Raw genomic sequence first — 24,648 nt, forward strand, 5'->3', positions numbered from 1 at the left:
CAGGTGGTAGAAACATGTACGCAAGCAGCAATACGGTGAAATGGGCGGGAGCCAAAGAAACTTTTGCCGGCTATCTCTTTCATAACCGCAGAGACAATATGCAAGCATTGTGCTTGTTTATCGGATTTTCCGTCTTTTATTTTTTTATAAATATGCCGTTTATTTCTTACATGAAGGAAAATGCGGAGACGCTGCTTAAGCTGAGTCCGTTTTATGGGGTTCCGTTTTCACTCAATTTATTCAATTTCGACCCCTCCTTTTATTATGGCTATTTAAACATGACAGTCACTCATCCCTATTTAAGTTTTGTGGCGGGGGCGCTTGGCGAACTGTCTAAGTCTTTGGGCGGCAATGCGATGTTTCTGTTTTTGCAAAGCGCTCTGAACGGATTATCGGTAGCGGCCATCTTTTATTATTTAAAAAGGAAAGAAGAACGCAAAGCGGAAGGAACGAGCTTCATCCCGCTGTTGTTTGCCGCTTTTTTCGGATTTAGCTCTTATTCCATTTTTTCATCGCTCATTCCGGATTCTTATGTGTATGCTCAGTTTGTTCTTGTGCTGTCTTTTGTTTATTTGGCATACAGCTCGGAGAGGGGAGAGGCGCGGCTTTGGCCTTCCGCGATATTGGGATTTTTTCATTTTGCGATTACGTCCACAAATATTATTCCCTATATGGCGGCTTTATTTATTGCAAACGTAAATGGCAAGCACAAGGCGCTCATTCGCCGCTGGCTGCTGGCCGGTGCCATCATCGTATTGTTTATCATTCTGTTTGGCTTGATTCAAATGGCCGCGTTTGACGGGAAAGCTTGGTTTACCAGCTGGCAAAAAGGCATTGAAAACGGCGGCTTTTCTTATGTGGCGCCTTTCTCCTTCAGCGCGCATTGGAAGTCGGTTTATTTAATGTTTATTAACCCGGTGCTTACGCCTGACATCGTGCTCGTGAGCCCTGGTATTGTGGCGTTTGCGAGCAGCCTTAGTATTCCATATCCATTGTATGTAAACATTATCGGCTTTTCTTTGCTGGCGCTTGCAATTGCGGGGTTCATTCGCGGCATTAAGACGAAGGAAGCATGGATGCTGGTCATGTATGTGGGAGCGGGCATTGGGCTGCATCTGGTGATTGGTTTTGGTTTAGCCGTTTTTCAAAACGATTTGTACATGTATGCGGGACATTTCTTGTTCGCACCGTTTTTGCTTGCGGCATCTTTTATCATTGGACTCCGAAAAGGTTTGCTCAAAACAATCGGCTGTATCGTCATCCTCATTTTCACGTTGACAACGGCTGGGCATAATATTGTTAAACATACTCAAAGTCTGGATTTCATAAAAGATTCTTATGTGCAGTTGGAGCAAACGCAAGCTCAAGCAAAATGAATAACGGTACCTAGTAAATATATGTAATGATTAAAAATGAATTACAATTGAATTCCCTCTATGGTACACTTCAACGAGTCGTTTGGCGACGACAAATCCACTCAGGGAGGCACTCGCCAAAATGAACAAAACACTTGTTGCTATTACATTTACATTATTGCAAGGGATGTCGGCCTGGTTCGGCAATTCAGCTCCTGCCGCTTATGCGGCAGCTTCAAATACATTCATGCAACGGGAGGACGCATTCGACGCTCAAAATCGTCCTTCATCGCTTCATCACTTTGACGCTAGCGTAGCCACTTATTTGGGGCCGACCACTAAAAAAGCGGTGCTTCAGCTTCAAGAAGAGTATGATATGAGCATGGACGACGCTTCGGGCCATTTGTCATGGGCAACGATCAAACAGATTTATCGCCATGAATTGGAGCTGCTCGCCAAAATTATACACGCAGAGTCAAGAGGCGAACCCTACGAAGGACAGGTTGCCGTCGGTGCGGTTGTGTTGAACCGGCTCGATTCTACAGCTTTTCCCGATACGGTCAAGGGTGTTATTGAACAGCCGCGGGCTTTCACTGCTGTCGACGACGGGCAATACAGCCTTAAACCGGACAAAAAGGCTTACCGAGCAGCAATGGATGCGATGCGGGGTATCGATCCGACAAACGGTGCTATGTATTACTTTAACCCGAAGACGGCTACGTCTTCATGGATATGGTCCAGACAGCAGACGGGGAAAATTGGAAGACATCTTTTTGCAGTATAAACGTATGAACATGCCTTGCGACGGCCGCTTGGCATGTTTTTTTTGCATGCAATCGCTGACAATATTCGTTCTCTCCGATCGTTCATGCTATAATGAGAATCTGATTATGCATACGGGGGGTGTACCAATCGTGAAGGTGGAAATTTGGTCCGATTTTGTTTGTCCATTTTGCTACATTGGCAAAAGAAAATTTGAAGACGCATTGTCTCAATTTGCGAATAGAGAGCATGTCGTTACGGAATTCAGAAGTTTTGAGCTTAATCCGAATGCGGATTCAGAGGCTAAAATCAGCACTCATGACATGTTATCGAAAAAATACGGCATGAGCCCAGAGCAAGCAAAAGCGACGAGCGCAGGCGTAGCGGAGCAAGCTGCGGCTGTCGGCCTGGAATTCGTGTTTGACGGTATGCTGGAGCAAAATACGTTCCATGCTCACCGGTTAACTCAGTTTGCGGCACAGGAAGGCAAAGGGGCTGCGATGGCGGAACGACTGTTTCGCGCTTATTTTACCGATACCGACAACATTTCGGATTACAATCGGCTAGCGGAGCTTGCCGAAGAAGCCGGACTTCAGAAAGAGGCCGCTTTGGAAGTGCTTCAAACGGGCCGTTTTGCCGATGTGGTAAGAGGGCAGGAGGATGAAGGCAGCAAGCTTGGCATTCGCGGCGTTCCGTTTTTGGTCATTGACCGGAAATATGCAATATCGGGAGCGCAATCACCCGCTGTTTTTTTAGATACGCTGAACAAAGCATGGGGTGAGTTATACCCTTCGCTCCAGCAAGTTGGAGAAGATCAAGGGGATGGCGTTTGCGGAGACGGTTATTGCGTTCCGGGGGAGCAGAAATAAAGTGATGGAGGGTAAGCCAGTGTCGGAAAAAGAAAACCGTTTGCTTGTATTTGTCGGCTCTTATTCGGAGGCTGATCAAGAAGGACTTCATGTCTTTGAACTGGACGAGCAATCCGGACAATTATCGGGATTATCCCATTACGCCGGACTAAAAAATCCGACTTTCCTAAATGTGGATGCGGACAAAGGCGTTTTGTACGCCATTGCGGAGACAACGAACGAGGCCGGTAATCGGGTTGGCTCGGCGGCGGCATACCGGATTGACGCTAGTGCTGGGACGCTGGCTTCAATCAACAGCAAGACCACGGTCGAAAGCTCGACCTGTCATATTCAGCGGGATAAAGAAGGTCGTTACGCTATCGTTGCGAGCTATCACGGAGGGATGATCGGGCTCATTAGCTTGCTGCCGGATGGCGGCATCGGAGAGCTTCTCGACGTTCAGCAGCATGAAGGCGGCAGCTTAGTTGATCCTGAAGTTCAGGACAGACCTCATCCGCATTCCAGCTTTTTCAGCCACGATGAGCGCTTTTTGCTCGTTCAGGATCTTGGCAAGGATCAAATTATTGTATATCGTTTTGATCCGGAGAACGGCAAGCTGATTCTTCATAGCGCAGCTGATCTTCCGCCGGGGGCGGGGCCTCGCCATTTGACGTTCCATCCGAATGGAAAATTTGTTTATGCCATTAACGAATTAAAATCATCCGTATCCGCATTTTCGTTTGATTCGGTGGAAGGCAAGCTTGAACCGATTGAAACGGTAAGCACACTGCCGGAAACCTTCGAAGGGGAAAGCTACACAGCGGAAATCGCGATTTCGAAGGATGGCCGGTTCGTTTACGGCTCCAACCGAGGCCACGACAGCATCGTCGTCTTTTCCGTCGATACCGAATCGGGAAAACTGGCGCCTATTCAGCATATTTCGGTTGAAGGCGGGCATCCGAGACATTTTGCATTGACGCCAAACGGCAATTATTTAATTGCGGCGAATCGTGACGGCAACAACCTTGTGACGTTCCGAATCGATGGGGAGCAGGGAACTCTGGAGTCGACTGGATATCATGCTCAGGTTTCCAAACCGGTTTGCGTTGTTCCGACTTATTTTTCTGTTTAACGGCTTAAATAATTAACTACATTAACAATAGGCAGATATGCTTGAAAGGAATCATCAAATAAGTGACTACAAACAGCGATACGACTTCAAATTTAAAACCAACAAAGATATGGAAATGCAAAAACGCGGATTGCAAGGCATGGGTGCGGGATGAGTTCGCCGCTACTGAACAAAGCTGTCCCATTTGCAAAGGTCCTATGCACCGAAGCATGAGACATTTGCCTCCCGTTCAAAATAAACCGAAACCTCAGCCGCGCAAGCCAAAATCGCAGTTTTAGTTATAAAAAAGAGTTGTCTAAGGAGCCCTATAGCGGCTGCCACGACAACTCTTTTTTTAAGGTAGGCTATTCAATCAGCTTTAATCCGATGACAGCGCCTAAAACGAGCGCGATAAAGACCATGCGCATCAGGCTGCGGGGCTCTTTAAAAAACAAGATGCCGACAACTGCGCTTCCCACTGTGCCGATTCCGGTCCAAACGGCATAGGCCGTTCCCATCGCCATGTCTTTCATGGCCAGCGATAGAAAGAGGAAGCTGATGGTAAAGCCGCCGGCCATCATCAAAATATTGCGGGCGGAAGCTTTTTTATTGATTTGGGCAATGCCCGCAACGCCAACGACTTCAAACAATCCTGCCAAAATGACGAACAACCAGCTCATGCGGGTTCACCTCGCTTATCCGAATGCTGCTCTTCCGGCTCATGAGTGACCATCTTGAGGCCAATGATGCCGGTCAGCAATAGACCGACCAACAGCACTTTCGCCCAACTGAACGGAACTCCAAATACCGTCATTTCCACAATGACCGTGCCGACCGTTCCTAGCCCTACGAATACGGCGTAGGCCGTACTGGTGGGCAGCTTTTTGGCTGTATAAATCAACAATAGAAAACTGATCATAATGGCCACAATCGTCAACGCCCAAAAGCCGATGGAATCGGCATGTTTAAGCCCCATGACCCAAACGACTTCAAAACAGGCAGCCACCACGACAAGCAGCCAATATTTATTTTGACTTTGCCCCATAAACGCTCACTCCTTTTCTCTTTGTAGCTTTTGAAACAGGCACTTCTCTCATTCACCATAAAGGAACAAACTTTGCTTTTTCCTGCCGGCAAGGAAAAAAAGCAAATAAAAAAAGCCCTGGAAGCATCTCTCGATGTTCTCCCGGGCTTTTGTCCCTCCGTGTGTCCGCGACGACTGTCGCGTGTCTTCCCTCGGACCAGTCCGGCATAAGCCGCGGAACCCTAGAAGACCGTTTTTGATGAAGTTTCGTTTGATTATATACCATCCCCATCAAGGGGTCAAGTGCATGGGGGCTGAGAATATGATAGGATAAGAGGAGAGGTTGAAAACGAAGGAGATGAAGAGGATGGAGGGCCCTGCCAAATCGATCGTTCTCATCGACGGAGAATGCCAAATGTGCCAAACCATTACCCGTTTTCTGGTGAAACATGACCGGCATTTTCGGTTTGCGTTTGCAGCGCTTCAGTCCGAGGCAGGACAAAACCTGCTTCAGCATCATGGACTGAACCAGGCCGTTTGGGATTCCTTTGTTTTAATCGAAAATGGGGGATTGCATATCAAGTCCGGAGCAGCGCTGCGAGTTGCGAAGCGACTTGGCGGCTGGTGGAGCTTCCTGTATGTTTTTATAATTGTCCCGGCTCCCATTCGAGATTATGTGTATGAGTGGGTTGCGCGCAATCGTTACCGCTGGTTTGGGCGCACTGACGCTTGCTTGATGCCTACAAAAGAAGTGATGTCCCGTTTTTTGAAAGACGGATACGGCACGAATACTAGATAAAGAACGGTGGAGCATAAAGTGAAGAGATTTAAAAAGTTTTATATCGAAACAACAAGCATTTGCAACCTGTCTTGTTATTTTTGCCCGCCGACCCAGCGCGCTAAAGGGTTTGTATCCGTTGAAGATTTTAAAAAAACATTGGATCAAATTAAACCGCATACGGACTATATATATTTTCATGTTAAGGGCGAACCGCTGCTGCATCCTAAAATAGACGAGCTGCTCGATATTAGCCACGAAAAAGGATTTAAAGTCAATATTACGACCAACGGCACACTCATCACAAAAAATAAAGCGAAGCTGCTCGGCAAGCCGGCGCTGCGGCAAATTAATTTTTCGCTGCACAGCTTTGATGGACATCCCGGTTCCAAGGACAAAGCGGGTTATTTAGCTGAAATCTTATCCTTTGTCAGAGAGGCCACGGCAGCAAGCAATGTTATTATTTCATTCCGGCTTTGGAATTTGGAAATGGATAACGAAGCGAATATTCAAAAAGAAAAAAACCGTGAGCTGCTTGCAATGATTGAAGAGGCATTCGGATTGGATTATCGGATCGAGGAAAAATTTAAACCCGGTACCGGGGTGAAAATTGCGGAACGCATCTATTTGAATCAAGATCCGGAGTTTAAATGGCCCGATTTGAACGAGCCTGAGGACGATGGCAGAGGGTTCTGCCATGCGCTGCGCAACCAGGCCGGCGTTTTGATCGATGGTACCGTTATTCCGTGCTGCCTAGACGGCGAAGGAGTAATTAAGCTAGGCAATATTCATGAAAGTCATTTTTCAGATATTGTTGAAGGGGAAAGGGCTAATCGGCTCTATGACGGCTTCTCGAATAGACAAGCCGTCGAAGAGCTATGCAGAAAATGCGGCTATCGCAAACGTTTTGGCACGTAGAATCGAATATGGGATTCATAAATGGTGGAGCGGCCGGAAACGAATGTACTGACAAGGCAAGCGAGCAATATAAAAAAGGCGCCTTGAACCCCGAATAATTCCAGTCCGAGAATGGTGCAGGCAAACGGTGTTTTGGAAGCTGCACCGAACACGGCAGCAAGTCCCAAAGCCGCCAAAAAAGAAGCAGGCAGCGCCAAGGCGGGAGAAAGCGCGCTCCCAAGCGTTGACCCGATGACAAATAAAGGGGTTACTTCTCCGCCAACAAAGCCTGAACCAAGCGTCATCGCAGTAAACATCGTTTTAAGCAGCGGAACAACAGGGGAGACCGCCTCGTGGAAAGCCTGTTCCATAAGCGGAAGACCAAGGCCTAGATATTGTCTGGTACCTAGCGTATATACGAAGGCAATGATTGCAATACCGCCGATAAAGCTGCGGTGCAGAGGATTCGACATCCAACGCGCCAGCAGCTTTTTGATTGCGGCAACAGACAGGACAAATAGTTTCGCCGCTAGTCCAAACGCTATCGCGGCCAATATAACTTTCCCAATGACGTTGAAACTGAAGGCGGGTACTGTTCCCATGTGAAAATGGGTATGTTTGGCTCCCCATAGGATAGTGACGTAGTGCCCGGTGTAGCTCGCTGCAAGGCATGGAATGAGCGCTCTGAATTTCATTGCGCCGCGTGCGCTCGCTTCGATGCCAAATGCGGTTCCTGCAAGCGGAGTGCCGAATACCGAACCGAAGCCTGCGGCAAGCCCGCATAACAGCGCCATTCTCCGTTCGTCAGAGTTAAGCTTGAAGAGGCGGGTAAGACCAGAGGTTAGACTGCCGCCCATTTGGACGGCAGTACCTTCCCTGCCAGCAGAACCTCCAAACAAATGCGTAATGAGAGTGCCGATCAAGACAAGCGGAGCCATGCGCAGTGGAACTGAGCCGTCGCCGTCGTGGATTTGCTCCAATACAAGATTGTTGCCGCGTACGGTATTTTGCCCATATTTGATATAAAGCCATTGAACCGATACCCCGCCTAGCGGGAGCAGCCAAAGCAGCCAGTGATACGAAGTTTGCAGTGCGGTTGCCACATCTAACGAATATAAAAAGAAGGCGGAAGCGGTACCTGCCGCAGCTCCGATCAATAGACAAAGAAGCAGCCACTTGAACAATGGTTTCAAAGATACAAGCCTCCTTACAAGCATAATATCGTATAAAATGGCTGGCTCCGCTAAAAAATAAACGGATCAGATTAGGTTAGTATACTATGGAAGCACAAGACACAAAAAGAAAAAACTTAACCGCTGCCGAAGCGACGATTAAGCTTTATGTTAGTGCTGCTCGACCAATATTTTTTGTCTCCGCTCTTCACGCTCGGCGGGGAGCATTTGAGGACAATTGTAGCATTTTGTTCCTTCTTCCCGGCGGTCGTACATGCAGCAAGACGAACGAATGATAAGCTGTCCGTCCGGCGGCGACCAAGGATTGTCGATATAACGAGGCTTATGTACATACGGATTGCGTCTGCGCTTAAAGACTTCGGCCGGCAATGCCTCAATGATTTTAAAATCAGCTTCAATAAGATCGATTAGACCGGGGACTTGAAGCTCGTCCCGCACATAGGCCAGCACAGAGTGAGTGGCAGCGCCAAATTGGTTCCAGATAATATCGGGTTTCAGTTCAGCTGCTTCCGCAAGAGCGTCAAACGCGGGAATAACGGTCTCTCCAATAAATTCGGACCATTCGTTAGCTATTACGGACGCTCTTTCAACCGGATCGGTCGGGATATCGACCGTTTGCAGTTCATTGATTTTAAAGCCGATATGAACATGATCATTGTGATTTTCCAATTGCAGAGTTAACGCGCTGAGCGGCAGTTTTATAAACTGATTGTATTGAGCGCTGAACAGCAAATTCATCAGTCCTAAATAAAAAAAGGGAATCCCCGTAAAAGAAACGGGCAGCTCCATGCCAATCGCTTTCCAACTAGCTCCTTTTTTCGCGAGCGCTTCAAGCGCATAGTTTCTCTCTAGAAGCTGAGCTGCCGGAAGCTCGTAAAAAGGGGCGTCCGCTCCTTCAGGAGAAATATGATAATATGATTTAACCAGACTGAAATCAAGCATCTCTGACTTAGGCATGGAATGCCTCCTCGTTGTTGTGATAATCATTATCGCTCCAATGAACTAGAGCTATTATAGAGCCGGATTGAAAAGGTTGTCAATCAATGGGGAAAAAGAAGGCCATCGTCGAAAAATGATTGATTTTGGCAATTGGGACGCAGGCGCATTATAATAGATAGGGAAATGATGAAAGGAGTGGCGGCGGCCATGTTGACACCGATAAGAATTGAACATGAAGAACAACTAAAAGAGGCGTACCGCATTCGAACGGAAGTATTCGTTCACGAGCAAGGCGTTCCGCAGGAGCTTGAAATTGACGACAACGAAGCGGTGTCGAGCCACGTTCTTGTTTTGTATAACGGAGAACCGGCGGGAGCTGGCAGAATGCGCGAGGTGGACGGCATTGCGAAGCTGGAGAGGATTTGTGTGCTAGCCTCTCATCGCAAGCATCGGGTAGGGGCAGCAATCATGAAGGAGCTGGAAGCTCTTGCACTAGACAAAGGACTTGCGAAGGCGAAGCTGCATGCCCAGACGCATGCGGCCGGTTTTTACGAGAAGCTGGGCTATAGCGTTGATTCCGAAACGTTTATGGAAGAAGGAATTCCGCATATTCGCATGATCAAAAAGCTGGTTCCTTAATAAAAGCCCATCATACGCATTTAGCGAAAGAAGGTTGTATCGTTGATTTTTTCTACATACACGTTTATCTTTATGTTTTTGCCGATTACTTTTTTAGGTTATCGGCTGCTGACTTTATTTAAAAATCCGAATATATCGAAGCTGTGGCTCGTCATGGCTTCCATTTATTTTTATGCGCAGGGCAGCGGCAACTTTGTCGTTTTGTTCATTGCGGATATTTTGATCAACTTTACAATCGGCAGCATGATTATGAAAGCAAACAAAAACGGGGCGGTCTGGCTCAAAAGGTTGTTGCTTACGATCGGGTTGCTGCTTAACATCGCTTTTCTCGGCTATTACAAATACGCCAACTTTGCCATTGAAAATATTAATTTAATTAGCGGACAAGCATTCCCTCTATTGGAAATTGCGCTGCCGCTAGGCATCTCGTTTTATACTTTTCAGCTCATCGCCTTTTTGGTGGACTGCTACAGAGGGTATACAAAAGATACGCCGATCATCGACTTTTTGGTATTCATTACGTTTTTCCCGCAGCTTATTGTAGGCCCGATTGTGCATCACGCCGACATTATGCCGCAAGTGCAGGACAAAAAAATGCGGTTGTTCAATTCTGCAAACCTGATGCTGGGGATGTTTTTGTTTTCGATAGGCTGCGCCAAAAAAATTATGCTCGCCGATCCGCTGACCGGCTACGCGGCTTCTTTTTATGCCGATCCCGCAATTGGCGACACGCTGTCGGCTTGGCTTGCTTCCCTCGGCTATACGATTTCGTATTATTTTGATCTATCCGGTTATGCAGACATGGCGCTTGGCCTGGCGCTATTGTTCAATATTCGCTTGCCGCATAATTTCAACTCGCCTTACAAAGCAAGAAACTTCAGAGAATATTGGCAGCGCTGGCATATGACGTTGTCCAAGTTTTTGTCTGATTATGTTTTTCGCAGCTTCTACAAGAAAGGAAGCGGCAGCTTCAACTTTTATTTTGCCGTCATGATGACCTTTTTTGTGTCGGGCTTCTGGCATGGGGCAGGCTGGCAATTTATCGTATGGGGGCTCATTAACGGACTGTTTGTGTGCGCGTCTCATTTCATGTACCGCAACAAGCTCAAGCTCCCGTTTTTGCTCGCCTGGTGTTTGACGTTTGCCGGCGTGATCGCCACGAGAGTTTTGTTTGTGTCAGACACGATGGGAGAGGCATGGCATGTTCTAACAAAAATGGTCAGCACGGCCGACTTTACCGGAATAGGAGCTGCGGCCGTCATCGACAAGCTTACCGCTTTTGCCGCCTATAACGCCTATACGATTGTATTGCTGCTAATCGGCATGGGCATTTCCTTTTTTGGAAAAAATACGATGCAGATTACGCAAGATTTTAAGCCAACCGTTCGACATGCCGTGGCTGCCGCTTTTCTGCTAGGCGTTTCTTTGACGCAAATGACATCCGTATCCAATTTTCTATACTTCCAATTTTGAGGTGGCAAAATGACTTTGCGCAAATGGCTGATCGCCTTTATCGCTTCCCTTGCGCTTGCTGCGACAGTAGTGGCGAGCTTCAATGTGATCGTCGATCCATTCGGCGTGTTCGGCGACAAAGTGCTAAAATGGCATTCTTATAATATGGTCAACAATCCGCGGGTAGCGAAAATCGCTTATCTCGACCAGAACCATGAACGCTATAATTCCTACATTATCGGGGGCTCCAAGTCGAGCTCCATTTCTCCTGAGCTTTTGAACAAGTATTATGGAGATGATGCGAAGTTTTACAGCATGCTTATGTATGGAGGAGATTTCCATGATTATGAAAAAACGTTATACTATATCATGGATCAATATAAGCCCAAAAATATCGTCCTTCATATGAGTCTCCAAGAAATCAGCCATTTTAACGAACAACCGACCGATTTTAAGCAATCGCTTCATGCGAAGGTGTCTGGCGAATCGAAGCTATCCTTTTATTTGGATTATTTGAAGCTGAATCCTTCTTATAGCTACGATAAACTTGAAGGACTTGCCAAACGCTCGGTCGATTCCTTTGAATATTCGCAATTTGTTCCCGAAACGGGCGTTTACAACAAGGTAAAGCGGGATGCGGAGAAAATCGACAATCTGGAAGCTTACATGGAAGCCAACAAAGCGGCTTTTGCTCCGTTTGGAAAGCTGGAAGCGGTGGCGCTGGACAAAAACGTGGAAGCTTTGAAGCGGATAAAGGAATACGCTGAAAATAACGGAGCGACATTCCGGCTCATAACCGGAGCCACGTCACAGCAGGAGCTTCAAAGCTACGATATGAATGCGCTAAAGGAGTATTGGGCTAAAATTGCCGAAGTAACGGATTTTTGGGATTTTACCGGCTATACGAATGTAAGCGGTGATCCGCGTTATTTCTATGATACGATGCATTACCGCAATACGCTTGGCAAAATGATGCTTGGATTTGTTTTTGAAGATCCGGAGGTGTATGTTCCGAAGCAATTCGGTCATTATACGACAAAGGCAAATGTACGCGAGCATGCTGAGCGTGTCTTTACAAAGCCTCCATCGCCTTCCAAAGATACGGTCGACATTCCGATTCTCGTCTACCATCATATCGACGACGATCCGTATGAGCCTAATTCGCTCATTACGCCTCCGTCCAAATTTAAGGCCGATATGGAAGCGGTGAAAGCTGCGGGCTTTAACGCCATTCTTGTGCGTGATCTAATCGATTACGTAGACGGAAAGAAGGAGCTGCCGCCAAATCCGGTGGCCATTACGTTTGACGACGGTTATTACAGCAATTATGAATATGCTTACCCTGTACTAAAAGAGCTTGGCATGAACGCCACCATCTCCATCATAGGCTGGTCGGTCGGCTTAGAGGAGCACCGCATTCCAGGCAAGCAGTTTTATCCGCATTTTACATGGGCGGAGGCGAGAGAAATGCAAAATTCCGGTGTGATCGATATTCAAAACCACAGTTTTGATATGCATGAATCGAACCCCGACGATCCGAGCGTTCGCAGCGGCGTTTTGCGCAAGGAGAAGGAAAGCGACGGTCAATACAGCCGTCAATTTCAAGCCGATATTGGCAAGATGGAGGACATGATTGAATCCCGGCTTGGCAATACGGTCGACGTATTTACGTATCCATTCGGCTTTTATTCGCATTTGTCTGAGCAGATGCTTAAAGATATGGGTTATCGCATCACGCTCTCAACTACTTCCGGCATCAGCACGATCGTAAAAGGAGATCAGGACAGCTTGTTTGCATTAAAGCGGATAAATGGCGGTCCAGAAGTTGCTAGCGATGTTTTGGTTCAAAAACTGAAAGGAAAGTAGGCGGGGAAATTGGTAATGAAGGCGATAGCGCAACAGGCTCCAGGAGGTCCGGACAAGCTCCAATTGGAGCAGCTGGCCATTCCGAAGCCGGGACCCGGCGAGCTGTTGATTGAGGTTTATGCGGCGGGATTAAATCCTGTCGATTACAAGGTAATGGCGGGCGGTCATCCCGATTGGACGTATCCGCATGTTCCCGGCGTTGACGCAGCTGGGATCGTTGCTGAGGTTGGCGAGGGCGTAACGGGATGGTCGCCTGGCGATCGGGCGGTATTTCATGCCGACTTCGCTAAGCAAGGCGTTTGTGCGGAGTTTGCCGTGACGAGCGCCCATACGGCAGCCAAAATGCTCGAAGGGCTGACATTTGAGGAAGCGGCAACGTTTCCGTGCGCAGGTCTTACAGCTTATCAAGCCCTCCTTAAAAAAATGAATCTTCAGCAGGGTCAGCGTATTCTAATTCATGCCGGAGCGGGTGGAGTTGGCGGATATGCGATCCAGCTGGCTAAGGCATTGGGCGCAGGAATGATTGCGGCAACCGCATCCTCCGGCAATGCGGAATATGTAAAATCGCTTGGAGCAGATCATGTCATCGATTATTCGACCGAAGATGTGCTGGAGCGCTCGCTTGAATTGACGGACGGGTTTGGCTTTGACCTTATTTTAAATACAGTGGACCGGAAGACATCACAGATTGATTTAAGCGCTCTGTCGTTTGGAGGACAGCTCGTTTGTATTGCCGGAGCGCCTGAGACGGTGGCTGATTTTCAGCCCGCCTCCAAATCATTTACGATTCATAAGCTGATGCTTGGCGGCGCATACCGTTCAGGCAGTCGCCAGGTGGAAGAAGAGCTTGCGGCGATGGCTGATCAGTTTATGAGATATATGCAAGAAGGAAAGATTCGGACGCCTCAAGTGGAACTCATTTCGCTTGAGGAAGTGCCAGACGCTCTGCGCAGACTTTCGGAACGCCACGTGCGCGGCAAAATCGTCGTATCCATTAAAAAATAAAGCTAATGAAGGCGGCTGTCCCATGTTATGACGGGAGAGCCGCTTCGTTTGAAGCTTTAGCTTTAGCCGGTAGAGGGGCTATTCGGGACATGTCCTTTTTGATTGCGGTTTTTCGTAACTGAAGCCGCGGTTTGATTTTCGGCTTGTCTGGATCGATATTCGTAAGACTGATCCGTAGCTTGTTTTTTCGAACCATGCTTATGATGAGCCATGTAAACCCTCCTTGCCGGAAATGGATTTATAAATGCTTATGTAGTTTTCCCACGGAAAACAAGCTCTAGTGAGGAGAACGACAGGGAAAGTTGTCCAGCATGGTGCAAAGGAGAGCTGGGCTGTTGTAAAACCTACGTATAGGAGGATTCCCAAATGAAACCGCATGTTTTTGCAGACCGCAGCATCCCGCCCGAAGCAAGAGCTTATTTGGAACAGCATTGCTCGCTTGATGTATGGGAAGAGGAGGATACGATTCCAAGAGGGGAGTTGTATAACCGGCTTTCGAAAGCCGATGGTTATTTGACGGTTGGCCGCAGAGTGGATGGAGCTTTGCTGGATGCGGCTCCAGGGCTGAAAGCCGTCAGCACCGTTACAGTCGGATACAATCACTTTGATCTCGCCGAAATGAAAAAAAGAAACGTAATCGGCACTCATACTCCAGGAGTGCTCGATGAGACGGTAGCCGATTTGGTTTTTGCGCTCATGCTAGGAACGGCAAGACGAGTTGCCGAGCTTGATCGTTACGTTCGGGACGGACAATGGAAGCGCAGCGACGGAGATCAACTGTTCGGCGTGGATGTTCATCATGCCACGGTAGGGATTATTGGAATGGGACGGATCGGGGAAGCGATTGCACGAAGAGCGTCATTAGGTTTTGGCATGAAGGTGCTGTACCATAATCGGAACCGCAGAGTCGAGGCCGAGGAGAAGTATGACGCCCAATATCGGGGGCTAGAGGAACTGCTGTCCCAGTCGGATTTTGTCGTTCTGATGACACCGCTGACGGAAGAGACTAAAGCGCTTATGGGGAAAAAGCAATTTTCCTTAATGAAATCATCTGCTATTTTCATTAACGCTTCTAGAGGGGCCACCGTAGATGAAGAGGCATTGATCGAAGCGTTGCGCGAAGGTACCATTAGAGGAGCCGGACTGGATGTATTTCAAACAGAGCCATTGCCGGAAAATCATCCCTTGTTCCGATTGCCGAACACGGTGCTGCTTCCTCACATAGGTTCGGCTACGGCCAAAACACGCGACGACATGGCTGTGCTTGCGGCCCGCAACCTTGTGGCTGCTTTAAAAGGGGAGCAGCCTGCACATGTGGTGCCGGAGCTTAAAGGTTAATGTGGTTAATTAAGGGCTGCCAATAAAATGTTCAGCAAATGAAGGTATGGATGAACCGAAGAAGAAGTTACTGCGAAAAAAAGGGCAAGCGGACCATCGTCCGCTTGCCCTTTTTATTATTAATGCCCCATCATCATAGACATTTCGGCTTTTTCACCGGCTCCGTCCCCTTGCTCCTGCTGCTTCGGCTTGCGAAGCAATAAAGCGACCACTATGCCGAAGATGCCGATAAGCATCAACGCATGGAAAGCATCGCCAAAGGACAAGTAAGGAATGTCAGGTCCAGGGTTTGTTGCAGAATAGTGTTTAACTCTGCTGGCGAGCAAAGTCGAAAGGCCCGCAATTGCAAACGAGCTCATCACTTGCTGCGCCGCACTAGTCAGCGACGTAACGCGTCCGACCAATTCTCTTGGCGCAGACTGTATAATATGTGTATTCAGCGGCATCATGGAGAAGCCCATGCCGGAGCCAAGCAACACAAGCGGAATCATAATTTCCGGAATGCTTGTGCTTGCCGAGATGTTGGAGAGCAAATAAGCTCCTGTAGAAACAAGCAACAGACCGAAAATAACGACTGGGCGGGCCCCGAATTTATCAAACAGCTTCCCGCCAATCGGCATAAATATGCCAGCAGACAACGCTTGCGGCAATAAAATAAGGCCCGTCTCAAAGGCGCTGTAGCCTTTTGCTTGAATTAAGAAAACAGGAATTAGGAATAAGGTGCCGAACAGAGCAATCTGAACGATCCATTGCAAAATAATGCCGCGCGTGAAGTCGCTCGATTTGAATACCCGAAGCTCAAGCAAAGGCTGCTTGCGGTTAAGCTCTACAATAATAAAGACGATAAGAGCGATCCCGCCTACAATTAAGCCGATCAACGTTTCGGGAGCCGTCCAGCCGCTGCCAGCGCCATGTTCTCCGCCAGCCGAGCTGATGCCGTAAGCCAGTGCGGCAAAGGCGATTGGAGCAAAGATCATGCCGAGTAGATCAAGCGTTGGAACGGTTTGACGTCCCAAATTAGGAAGGGTGCGAATGCCGATAATAACGGCAATGATTCCGATTGGCAAGTTGATCAAAAAGATCCAGTGCCAAGTGGCGTAATCGACGAGCCAGCCTGCAACTACAGGGCCCAGCGCGGGAGCAAGCAGCATCGGAATGCCGATCATGCCCATAACGGCTCCTTGTTTGCCCGGAGGACTAAGCCGGTAAGTAAAGGCCATTGCAATAGGAGCGACCATTCCGCCGCCTAAGCCTTGGATAATACGATACACAATTAATTGCTCTACCGTTCCGGCGAGCGCACAAAGCACGGAGCCGATTGTAAACATAACGATAGAAATTAAAAATACGCGTTTCGCTCCAAAGCGATCGGACAGCCATCCCGCGAGCGGAATAACGGCTGCTTGAGCAAGCGCATACCCCGTAACGGTCCATTGGACTAAATTAAAGCTGCTGCCGAAATCCTCCATAAACTGGTTCAGCGCGACATTCATCGCCGTTCCGTCCAAAATAACCATAAACATGCCTACAATAATAGCGAGCAAAGGCAGCATGATCGACTTGATCGAAAGCGCCTCGTCTTTACCGCCTTGATGTGCTACGGATGACATTTAATTTCCTCCTATCCCTGTAAGGGTACTCTCTCTTTGAATCATTGACCTTCCGCACCGCCACAGCTACAATAGTAGTGTTGTGTGCATACAGCGGACAATTGTCCGCATTACTGAATCATAATGAGCTTAACAGTAAAAGTCAAACTAATTTTTTGTTTAAACGTGAGGGGATACGCAAATGACACCTCCAGACCAAAACCGTTCAAAGGAAGAGCTTAGCAGCGCGATTTTGCAAACAGCCAGCAGGCTGTTTAACGAATACGGAGTGGAAGCGGTCAGCATGCATCAAATTGCCAAGTCCGCAGGGGTTGGCCAAGGGACGCTTTACCGCCGTTACGCCAACAAAGCGGATTTATGCATGGGGCTTATGCAAAACAACTTCGACCAGTTTCGCTGCCGCGTTTCCGACTTCTTAGAGTCGAATGCCCATCAGTCCGCCCAATTCAGGCTGCGGGGCTTGCTCGCTATCATCATAGACTTTTTAGATGAAAAATTAAAAGTGCTAGGGGTCATTCAAGCTCAACAGCTGATGGAGAAAAAGAGAGAAGATTTTTTCAGTTCGCCGCCGTATCAATATTTGCACGGGATTTTAAGCGGCTTGCTTGCCAGTGCGGACAGCGAGTGCCTGACTCAGAGGATCGACCCGGAATTTTTGGCGCATACGTACATTGCCACCATATCGCCGCATACGTATTGCCATTTGGTCAATACAAAAGGGTATACGAAAAAAGAAGTGCATGACCGCTTTTGCAGCTTTTATATCGACACTTTATTTAAAGAGAAGCCGGAGGTATAGACGGTTTAGCAAAGACGTTATCCGTTTGTTTATCCCAATGGATTAGCGGGCAAGGTTGTGGTATAATTTTGTATTGCTATGTTGTTAGATTGTAAAGTTACTCAGCTTCTGAGTTACCCATAAAGGACGTGAGATAAAAAATGAGTAAGGAGACTTATCCGTCGCAAAGCGCAACTTCCAAGGGCAAAAGCGATAAGGACTACTCCAAATATTTTGATTTCAGCGACGCCAAAATACTCCGTGAGGAAGACGGCGTGACCACGATGAGAATAAAAGGCCGCACAATTCAGCTCAGCTCTGCGCCATCTTACAAGGATGAGAAAAAACGCGGCAAAGAATCGATCGAGGTTCATTACGACTTTTCGATTCCGGAAGAGCTGCGCACAATGGGGATCGGCAAACATTATTTGATTCAAACATACGGATGCCAAATGAACGAGCATGACACGGAAGTGATGAAGGGCATGTTCGAGGAGATGGGCTATGCGCCAACGGAAGACCGCAGGCTTGCCGACGTCATTTTGCTTAACACTTGCGCCATTCGCGAAAATGCGGAAGACAAAGTGTTCGGAGAGCTCGGCCATCTGAAAGTGTTAAAAACCGAAAAGCCGGATTTGGTGCTCGGCGTGTGCGGCTGTATGTCGCAGGAGGAGTCTGTCGTTAACCGAATTTTGAACAAACACTCCTTTGTCGACATCATTTTTGGCACACATAATATTCACCGTCTGCCTAACCTTTTGCAAAACGCATACTTCAGCAAAGAGCTTGTTGTGGAGGTATGGTCGAAGGAAGGCGACATTATCGAAAATATGCCCAAGAAGCGCGACGGCTTGCGTGCTTGGGTCAATATCATGTACGGCTGCGACAAGTTTTGCACGTATTGCATCGTGCCGTATACGAGAGGCAAGGAACGCAGCAGAAGGCCGGAAGACGTTATTGCCGAAGTTCGGGAGCTGGCTAGGCAAGGATACAAAGAGGTTACGCTGCTCGGCCAAAACGTCAACGCTTACGGGAAAGATTTTGAAGACCGGGAATATCGTTTTGGCGACTTGATGCATGATATGTCCACAATCGATATCCCTCGCGTTCGGTTTACGACCAGTCATCCGCGCGACTTTGACGATCATCTGATCGAAGTGCTTTCCCAGGGCGGCAATCTCGTTGAGCATGTCCATTTGCCGGTTCAATCGGGCAGCACGGAGGTGCTGAAGCGGATGAGCCGCAAATATTCGCGAGAAACGTATTTGAATTTGGTAGCTAAGCTGAAAGCCGCAGTTCCGGATGTCGTGTTGACTACGGATATTATAGTAGGGTTTCCCGGCGAGACGGACGAGCAGTTCGAAGATACGCTTTCTCTTGTCCGTGAAGTGGAGTTTCATTTCGCTTATTCCTTTATCTATTCTCCTAGAGAAGGAACTCCGGCAGCCGAGATGGAAGACAATGTACCGATGGAAACGAAAAAACGCAGGCTGAAGCAATTAAACGATCTCCTTGCTGACATTGCAAAACAGAAAAACGAAGACATGATGGGCAAGGTCATTGAAGTGCTGGTGGAAGGCGAAAGCAAAAACAATGCCCATGTGCTTTCCGGACGTACCCGCGGCAATAAGCTTGTTCATTTGGAAGGCCCCAAAGAATGGATCGGGGAGTTAGTGCAAGCCCGCGTCGTAGACGCGCAAACCTGGTATATCAAAGCGGAGCCGATCGATTCGGCCTTAGACGAAGCCGTAAGCTGATGACGGCATAATAGGAGAGAATAGCAAATGGGACATAACCATGACCACGAAAACGGAGTAGCTTGCAGCTTTCATAACGGAACAACAGATATGCCGTCGTTCCATACCCGCGATTTGATCGTGAAAGAAGATATTATGGCCAAAACGAAAGAGCTTGCGGAAGTCATTTTCCACTCCGACGAGGTTCAACAATACCGCCGTGCGGAACAGCAAATTAACACAAACGAGCGCGTACAGGTGTTAATTAACCAGATTAAGAAAAAGCAAAAAGAAGTTGTGGCGTTCGAAACGACGTTCAAAAATCCGGACATGGTCAAAAAGATCGAGACGGAAATGGAGACGCTGCAAGATGAGCTGGACAATATCCCGCTTGTTAGCCAGTTCCAGCAAAGCCAATCCGACATCAACTACTTGCTCCAGCTAGTCGTTACGATTATTCGCGACACCGTTTCCGACCGAATCAATGTACAGGACGCAAGCGAGCCTGCTCCTGAAAACTGCAGCGACTAATGAAAAAAAACAATGCCCGCAAGCGTCCAAAAGCGCTTGCGGGCATTGTTTGCGTCGTCTTCTTTAACCTTGGAAAGTGATTCCCTTTTGTTTCTTCTTAATCGTAGAAGTGCGAATATGCTGAACGTAAGAGGCAAGCGACAAAGTAATGATTACGCCTACCGCCGATTTGATTGCATCGCCAAGCAGGAACGGGTAGAAGCCTTCTTTCAGCGCTTTGTCTAGCGGCCATTCCAGCACATGCATCATCCAAGGCACGCCCGGCACATAAGACAGCAGCGAGCTGAACAGTTCGAAAATGATGAATAAAAGGATGGCTGCAAGCGGCTTGTTACGCATGATGTCATTTTTGTAAAGCGCCTTAACCGACAAGCTGATGAGCAGGGCGCAGAACGGGAAGGCCATAATAAAGCCGCCCGTATATCCGATTAAATGAGAAATGCCTCCTTTGCCGCCAAAGAGGGGCAAGCCAAACGCGGCTAATACAATGACGATTAAAATGCTGGCAAACGCTTGTTTCGGCCGGAGAAAGACGCCCGCCAAAATAACGGCTAATGTTTGCAGTGTAATAGGAACCGGAGTAAACGTTAATTTAAGCTGCTGTAAGCTTAAAACGATAAACAACGCGGCGAATAATGCGGTAAACACAAGCGAACGGATATTGACGGTTTGCATGATGACGACTCCTTTATGTAGTTGCTTTTTTATTGTTAACCTCCTATCATTATTCAAGGTTAACAAATCGAATTGTAGCATAGTCATTAGGACATGGGAAGAGGCAGGGTGAATGATTTTGGAGGAACAGCTAGAGTTGATCGTTCAAGAGCTTGTTGTAGCGATTCCTTCCGTGACCGGTCTGGGGGAAACAACCCTCATAAAGCCGACCTCGTTTACCGTGCAAAAAGGGGAATGGATCAGTCTCATTGGAGCAAATGGCAGCGGAAAAAGCACGTTGCTGAAAGCGATTGCGGGCATGCCGGTAAACGGTGCGCAAGGCCGCGTCCACTATACGGGACGCAAGTCTACTGATGGGGCTGTCGTTCCTATTGTGATGCAGCAGCCGGAGGGCGGCATTATTGGCGCGACGCCATGGGAAGACGTTGTGGCGATGCTGGAGAAAAACTCGGAAGAGGGCGGTACGATTGCCGCGCAGGCAGAAGAGGCGCTTCGGGCTGTAGGGCTCGGCGATCGGATGCATCAGCCGGTCGAAACGTTGTCCGGCGGGCAGAAGCAGCTTGTGGCGATAGCCGCCTGCTTGGCTGTAAATTCGTCGCTTCTGCTGCTCGACGAAATAACTTCGATGCTTGATCCGTTAATGTCTATAGAGGTGTTGGAACAGGCAAGGTCGCTGCATGCCTCTGGCACAGCCGTCATTTGGGTGACGCAAAATATGGACGAGCTTCGTCCGCAAGATCGGTTATTCGTCATTGATGACGGTTGCTTGTCATTCGACGATACAGCCGAGAAGTTGTTCCGCCGTGGCGATGGGCAATCCGCCTCGCTAAGCGCCGCGGAGCAGTTCGGTTTTACCGCTCCCTACTCCGTGCAAGTCGCCTGGGAGCTGGAGAAAAGCGGCATTAAGCTGTCGCAGCTTCCCTTTACGCCGGAGGAATTGGCAGAGGCGGTGACGCGTCATGGCCGATAACTGGATACTGGATCGTCTTGCCGTCGGGCCAACTGGACAAAAGCAGGAAGGGACCCTACTGCTGGAAGACGTATCGCTTTCATTTGCTGCGGGAACGATTACGCTGCTGATCGGACACAACGGCTCGGGAAAATCGACTTTGCTGGAGTCGATGGCGGGACTTCGAGAACTTCAATCGGGCCATATAAGCTTGGGAGAAGATCCGCTATGGATTCGTAAAAGAAGAAAGAAGCTTAACCGCAACGTGCTTCTTCAGCTTGGCATTTCAATGCAGCAATCGGAGTCTCAATGGTTTTCCTCCACGGTATATGAAGAAATGCTCTATTCCATGCGGCCATATAAGCTGGAACCCGGCGAGAGGGAGCGCCGAACTTACGAGGCGCTCGGGGCGGTGGGGCTCCATCCGGACATGATGGAGCGCAATCCTTGGACGCTGAGCGGCGGCCAGCAGCGTCGACTTGCATTAGCCTGTCTGCTCGCGTGCGAGCCGGACTGGCTGCTGCTGGATGAGCCGACAGCGGGACTTGACGCTGGCGGCATCAGCCGATTATGCGCGGTGCTTGCCGCGCATAGAGAGGCAGGGCGCGGAGCGGTCGTGGCTACGCACGACCTCGAGGCGCTGCTGCCGCTCGCGGACGCTGTCGTCGTCGTCCGCGACGGCAAAGTCCGCGAAGCGGCTCCGGCCGAGGCGGCGGAGACGCTCGGTCCGGCTGCGCCGCAGGCGCTACGCGCGGGAGCTTTGCTCCGCGAGGCGGCGGCTTTGCCGCCGGAGGCTGCCGCGGGCCGAGGCGGCGGCGCGTTGTGGCAATCGCCGCAGGAGATGGCTGCGGCGATTGCCGCGAATATAAGCCATTCAGAGCAGAGCGAACATCCGGCAGCTGATGTTAAGCGGCGGGGAACCGTTGACCGTGCTGCTCAGGAACAGTTCAAGCCAGCAGCGGGGCAGGTGAAATCGGAGAGGAAGCCATGGCTCCGCTCCGATCACTATGATCCAAGAGCGCTTGTTGCTGCCTATTTCATGCTGACGGCGTCTATTTTATGGCTGGGCAGCATCGCGGGATTAGGACTTTCCGCTTTCGTTGTTGCTGCGGCAATAGCTCCTTTTTGGCCGCTTGTGCGCGGCATGGCTGGCATTATTAGAGGATTTGCCATCATTACGGCTATTTTGATCGCCATCGGAGGAACGTCCTTGTCTCCGCTTCAGTTTCAATGGTCGAGCGCGGAGCCAACCGCCATCCGGCTGCTGCAATTGCTGCTTATTATGGTTGCGGGGATGCCGATGCTTGCGTTGATGACCCCGCTCAGATTGCAAAGGGCGATCCAGCAAACATTCGGATGGACGGCAAGGTTTGGTTTGCCGATTCATACATTTGGATTGTTAATCACATTAATATTCCGCTTTATTCCGCTTTTATCGCGAGAATGGGGCCGATTTTCCAAAATCGCCCATGCAAGAGGAAAATCGGCAGCCCGTATCGGTGCTATTCCGATTCCCATGCTTCGTATTATATTTATTCCTTTTATAAGAGCGATTTTGCGTATGGCGGAAGGGATGGCCGACGCGCTTGAGGCAAGGGGTTACGGCAGCATGCCGCGTAAAGCGACGTACGGATTTCGCGTACGCTTTCGGAAGCAGGACTTTCTGCTCATAGTAGCGGCTGGATGCGGCGGCCTGCTCATTCTAGCTTTTGGTTCGTTCCTTTAGCCTTGTCCGAGCCAATTGGCTGCAAAGCGGGTCCATTGCCCCTCTTCATCCGCAACCAAGACGTCCCAGCCGACCGACATCGCTTGAACTAGGTTTTTAGGCTGGTCGTCTACAAATAAGACGTGGGAACCAAGCGGCAGCGCAGCCGCGACATGCTCATATACAAGCTTGTCCGGCTTGCGCATGCCAACTTTGCTAGAGATGAAAACTTCCGACAAATAGGGACGCAGCGGCCTTAAAACAGGCTCTACCCAAGTTTCCACATGGTTGCTTAAAATATGAATGTCTGCGCGTTTGCTCCATTCCGGAATCATTTGCAGCGCAGGCAGAGGCTGGAGGCTCTGGGCCAAAATCGCTTTGCCCAATCTCTCATTTACAGTCGTTTCGCGCTCCATCCATTGCCAAAATTGTTCCTCCGTCGCCGTTCCAGTCCAAAGAGCATGGCTTAGCTCTTGTTTATACTTTGCATATAGCCTATCAATCGGTATAGAACCTGCTTCACTAACTTTGTTCCAAAAAAACGGCGACAAATTGGTCGCGAGCACACCGCCGATATCCAAAACAAGCTGTGGCCGCGCAATGCGTCCAGTTGCTTCTTCCCCCGCAATTTGCCCCGCAACATACTTCTTTTGTTTTTCCCCATCTGCAAACATATTGCGTCTCCTCCAAATAAGTCGGTTTTTAATAAAGTATAAAACATTTGCTTATGAGAGGCATCCAAAAGATTGGGCAAGGAAACCATATCCAGCCATTTTCGTATACACTATAGGTTAATGGACTTATTTCCCGTTCATTCAACAAATTAATCGATAATGAGGTGCGTAACTGTGAAAAAAGCGGAGAAAAAACCGGCAAACCGCTGGGTAAAAGAACTGAAAGACTGGACTTTGTCGCTCGGAATCGCAATTGTAGTCGCCTTATTGTTCCAAAACTATGTTTACGCGCAAACGGAAGTACATAACGTCTCCATGCAAAATACGCTGGTGGCTGGAGAGAGGCTCATCGAAGACAAATGGTCGTACCGCTTCCATGGTCCGGGTCAGGGCGATATCGTCATCATTAACGGCCCGCAGCATGAAGGAAGATTGGTCAAACGAGTCATTGCTTTGGAAGGACAAGTTTTGGATATAAAAGAAGGCAGCGTCTATGTAGACGGAGCCAAGCTTGAGGAAAGCTACGCTAAAGGACAAACGAATGCAGGTGGAATCGCGATGCCGTTTACCGTACCGCCAGGCCATGTATTTGTGATGGGGGACAATCGGGAAAACAGTCTGGACAGCCGTGCTTTCGGCGCAGTAGCGATAACGGATTTGGAAGGTAAAGCGGTTTGGCGCATTTGGCCTTTTAACGTATTTGGCAATCTTTAATTACGAACCTAAACTCAAAACGTAATAATTTTGTAAGAAATGATTTCAATTCCGTTTAGAATTGACCTT

The 24,648-nt window shown here is 48.7% G+C and carries 26 protein-coding genes and 1 riboswitch; of the genes, 18 read left to right on the top strand and 8 right to left on the bottom strand.

Translation table 11 applies throughout. From position 1 onward, the window contains the following. Positions 1-14: 14 nt before the first annotated feature. From ACFQZE_RS03660 to ACFQZE_RS03680, 5 genes are all read left to right on the top strand, one after another. Positions 15-1,376: a DUF6080 domain-containing protein gene (locus ACFQZE_RS03660; protein WP_379353760.1), complete on the top strand. Its 1,362-nt coding sequence runs from the start codon at positions 15-17 to the stop codon at positions 1,374-1,376. Positions 1,377-1,497: 121 nt separating this feature from the next. Further along, complete coding sequence (locus tag ACFQZE_RS03665; RefSeq protein ID WP_379353762.1) at positions 1,498-2,139, top strand: cell wall hydrolase; 642 nt, start codon at positions 1,498-1,500, stop codon at positions 2,137-2,139. Positions 2,140-2,269: 130 nt separating this feature from the next. Then, positions 2,270-2,986 (top strand): DsbA family oxidoreductase, encoded by a 717-nt coding sequence (locus tag ACFQZE_RS03670; protein ID WP_379353764.1) that lies wholly within the window; start codon positions 2,270-2,272, stop codon positions 2,984-2,986. A gap of 4 nt (positions 2,987-2,990) precedes the next feature. Continuing rightward, positions 2,991-4,097, top strand: a complete 1,107-nt coding sequence (locus ACFQZE_RS03675; RefSeq protein ID WP_379355495.1) for a lactonase family protein — start codon at positions 2,991-2,993, stop codon at positions 4,095-4,097. A 62-nt stretch (positions 4,098-4,159) separates the two neighbouring features. Next, positions 4,160-4,375: a cold-inducible protein YdjO-related protein gene (locus ACFQZE_RS03680; RefSeq protein WP_379353766.1), complete on the top strand. Its 216-nt coding sequence runs from the start codon at positions 4,160-4,162 to the stop codon at positions 4,373-4,375. A 66-nt stretch (positions 4,376-4,441) separates the two neighbouring features. Here ACFQZE_RS03680 and ACFQZE_RS03685 read toward each other — a convergent pair whose 3' ends face one another. Then, positions 4,442-4,756, bottom strand: a complete 315-nt coding sequence (locus tag ACFQZE_RS03685; protein ID WP_379353768.1) for a DMT family transporter — start codon at positions 4,754-4,756, stop codon at positions 4,442-4,444. Beyond that, positions 4,753-5,121: a DMT family transporter gene (locus ACFQZE_RS03690; protein ID WP_379353770.1), complete on the bottom strand. Its 369-nt coding sequence runs from the start codon at positions 5,119-5,121 to the stop codon at positions 4,753-4,755. The genes ACFQZE_RS03685 and ACFQZE_RS03690 overlap by 4 nt, the downstream gene beginning before the upstream one ends. 136 nt (positions 5,122-5,257) lie before the next feature. Further along, positions 5,258-5,357, bottom strand: a riboswitch (guanidine-I (ykkC/yxkD leader). Positions 5,358-5,443: 86 nt separating this feature from the next. On the opposite strand from ACFQZE_RS03690, the gene ACFQZE_RS03695 reads away from it, so the two are divergent. Both ACFQZE_RS03695 and ACFQZE_RS03700 read left to right on the top strand, forming a co-directional pair. Further along, the gene (locus ACFQZE_RS03695; protein WP_379353772.1) at positions 5,444-5,899 is read left to right on the top strand and encodes a thiol-disulfide oxidoreductase DCC family protein; all 456 of its coding nucleotides are present in this window, start codon (positions 5,444-5,446) and stop codon (positions 5,897-5,899) included. Between the two features lie 18 nt (positions 5,900-5,917). Then, complete coding sequence (locus ACFQZE_RS03700; protein WP_379353774.1) at positions 5,918-6,796, top strand: radical SAM/SPASM domain-containing protein; 879 nt, start codon at positions 5,918-5,920, stop codon at positions 6,794-6,796. Here the strand turns inward: ACFQZE_RS03700 and ACFQZE_RS03705 are convergent. Then, a complete protein-coding gene (locus tag ACFQZE_RS03705; protein ID WP_379353776.1) occupies positions 6,772-7,968 on the bottom strand; it encodes a chloride channel protein in 1,197 nt (398 codons plus the stop codon). The genes ACFQZE_RS03700 and ACFQZE_RS03705 overlap by 25 nt on opposite strands. Positions 7,969-8,118: 150 nt before the next feature. After that, entirely contained in the window at positions 8,119-8,925 is an 807-nt protein-coding gene (locus ACFQZE_RS03710) for a (2Fe-2S)-binding protein (RefSeq protein ID WP_379353778.1), read from the bottom strand. Between the two features lie 189 nt (positions 8,926-9,114). On the opposite strand from ACFQZE_RS03710, the gene ACFQZE_RS03715 reads away from it, so the two are divergent. From ACFQZE_RS03715 to ACFQZE_RS03730, 4 genes are read left to right on the top strand one after another with little or no spacing between them, the layout of a single operon-like run. Next, positions 9,115-9,546: a GNAT family N-acetyltransferase gene (locus tag ACFQZE_RS03715; protein WP_379353780.1), complete on the top strand. Its 432-nt coding sequence runs from the start codon at positions 9,115-9,117 to the stop codon at positions 9,544-9,546. Positions 9,547-9,588: 42 nt separating this feature from the next. Continuing rightward, positions 9,589-11,019, top strand: coding sequence for an MBOAT family O-acyltransferase (locus ACFQZE_RS03720; protein ID WP_379353782.1), 1,431 nt, complete (start codon positions 9,589-9,591; stop codon positions 11,017-11,019). Positions 11,020-11,028: 9 nt separating this feature from the next. Next, positions 11,029-12,864 carry a polysaccharide deacetylase family protein gene (locus ACFQZE_RS03725; protein WP_379353784.1) on the top strand — a complete coding sequence of 612 codons (1,836 nt, stop codon included), beginning with the start codon at positions 11,029-11,031 and terminating at the stop codon, positions 12,862-12,864. 15 nt (positions 12,865-12,879) lie between these two features. Beyond that, positions 12,880-13,869, top strand: a complete 990-nt coding sequence (locus ACFQZE_RS03730) for a zinc-binding dehydrogenase (RefSeq protein WP_379353786.1) — start codon at positions 12,880-12,882, stop codon at positions 13,867-13,869. A gap of 62 nt (positions 13,870-13,931) precedes the next feature. Here the strand turns inward: ACFQZE_RS03730 and ACFQZE_RS03735 are convergent, their stop codons facing one another. Then, complete coding sequence (locus ACFQZE_RS03735; RefSeq protein ID WP_379353788.1) at positions 13,932-14,081, bottom strand: hypothetical protein; 150 nt, start codon at positions 14,079-14,081, stop codon at positions 13,932-13,934. A 154-nt stretch (positions 14,082-14,235) separates the two neighbouring features. On the opposite strand from ACFQZE_RS03735, the gene ACFQZE_RS03740 reads away from it, so the two are divergent. Continuing rightward, positions 14,236-15,207 (top strand): 2-hydroxyacid dehydrogenase, encoded by a 972-nt coding sequence (locus ACFQZE_RS03740; protein WP_379353790.1) that lies wholly within the window; start codon positions 14,236-14,238, stop codon positions 15,205-15,207. Positions 15,208-15,326: 119 nt separating this feature from the next. Here the strand turns inward: ACFQZE_RS03740 and ACFQZE_RS03745 are convergent, their stop codons facing one another. Beyond that, complete coding sequence (locus ACFQZE_RS03745; RefSeq protein WP_379353792.1) at positions 15,327-16,817, bottom strand: MDR family MFS transporter; 1,491 nt, start codon at positions 16,815-16,817, stop codon at positions 15,327-15,329. A gap of 181 nt (positions 16,818-16,998) precedes the next feature. Between ACFQZE_RS03745 and ACFQZE_RS03750 the strand changes: the two genes are divergently transcribed. The 3 genes from ACFQZE_RS03750 (at position 16,999) to ACFQZE_RS03760 (ending at position 19,862) form a co-directional block, all read left to right on the top strand. Continuing rightward, positions 16,999-17,616: a TetR/AcrR family transcriptional regulator gene (locus tag ACFQZE_RS03750; protein WP_379353794.1), complete on the top strand. Its 618-nt coding sequence runs from the start codon at positions 16,999-17,001 to the stop codon at positions 17,614-17,616. Positions 17,617-17,756: 140 nt separating this feature from the next. Continuing rightward, entirely contained in the window at positions 17,757-19,352 is a 1,596-nt protein-coding gene (gene miaB / locus ACFQZE_RS03755) for a tRNA (N6-isopentenyl adenosine(37)-C2)-methylthiotransferase MiaB (RefSeq protein ID WP_379353796.1), read from the top strand. Positions 19,353-19,379: 27 nt separating this feature from the next. After that, on the top strand, positions 19,380-19,862 hold the full coding sequence (locus tag ACFQZE_RS03760) for a YlbF/YmcA family competence regulator (protein WP_379353798.1): 483 nt from the start codon (positions 19,380-19,382) through the stop codon (positions 19,860-19,862). 63 nt (positions 19,863-19,925) lie between these two features. On the opposite strand, the gene ACFQZE_RS03765 is transcribed toward ACFQZE_RS03760, so the two are convergent. Continuing rightward, positions 19,926-20,537, bottom strand: coding sequence for a biotin transporter BioY (locus tag ACFQZE_RS03765; protein WP_379353800.1), 612 nt, complete (start codon positions 20,535-20,537; stop codon positions 19,926-19,928). Positions 20,538-20,649: 112 nt separating this feature from the next. Between ACFQZE_RS03765 and ACFQZE_RS03770 the strand changes: the two genes are divergently transcribed. Both ACFQZE_RS03770 and ACFQZE_RS03775 read left to right on the top strand, forming a co-directional pair. Continuing rightward, a complete protein-coding gene (locus tag ACFQZE_RS03770; RefSeq protein ID WP_379353802.1) occupies positions 20,650-21,507 on the top strand; it encodes an energy-coupling factor ABC transporter ATP-binding protein in 858 nt (285 codons plus the stop codon). Next, on the top strand, positions 21,497-23,212 hold the full coding sequence (locus ACFQZE_RS03775; RefSeq protein ID WP_379353804.1) for an ATP-binding cassette domain-containing protein: 1,716 nt from the start codon (positions 21,497-21,499) through the stop codon (positions 23,210-23,212). Before ACFQZE_RS03770 ends, ACFQZE_RS03775 begins: the two co-directional genes overlap by 11 nt. Here ACFQZE_RS03775 and ACFQZE_RS03780 read toward each other — a convergent pair. Further along, positions 23,209-23,865 carry an HAD-IA family hydrolase gene (locus ACFQZE_RS03780; protein ID WP_379353806.1) on the bottom strand — a complete coding sequence of 219 codons (657 nt, stop codon included), beginning with the start codon at positions 23,863-23,865 and terminating at the stop codon, positions 23,209-23,211. The genes ACFQZE_RS03775 and ACFQZE_RS03780 overlap by 4 nt on opposite strands. 174 nt (positions 23,866-24,039) lie before the next feature. Between ACFQZE_RS03780 and lepB the strand changes: the two genes are divergently transcribed. Next, complete coding sequence (gene lepB / locus ACFQZE_RS03785; RefSeq protein ID WP_379353808.1) at positions 24,040-24,579, top strand: signal peptidase I; 540 nt, start codon at positions 24,040-24,042, stop codon at positions 24,577-24,579. The last annotated feature ends 69 nt before the right edge of the window (positions 24,580-24,648 follow it).

It is taken from the genome of Paenibacillus sp. GCM10027627, from assembly GCF_042675505.1.
In the GTDB taxonomy this organism is placed as follows: Bacteria; Bacillota; Bacilli; order Paenibacillales; family Paenibacillaceae; genus Pristimantibacillus.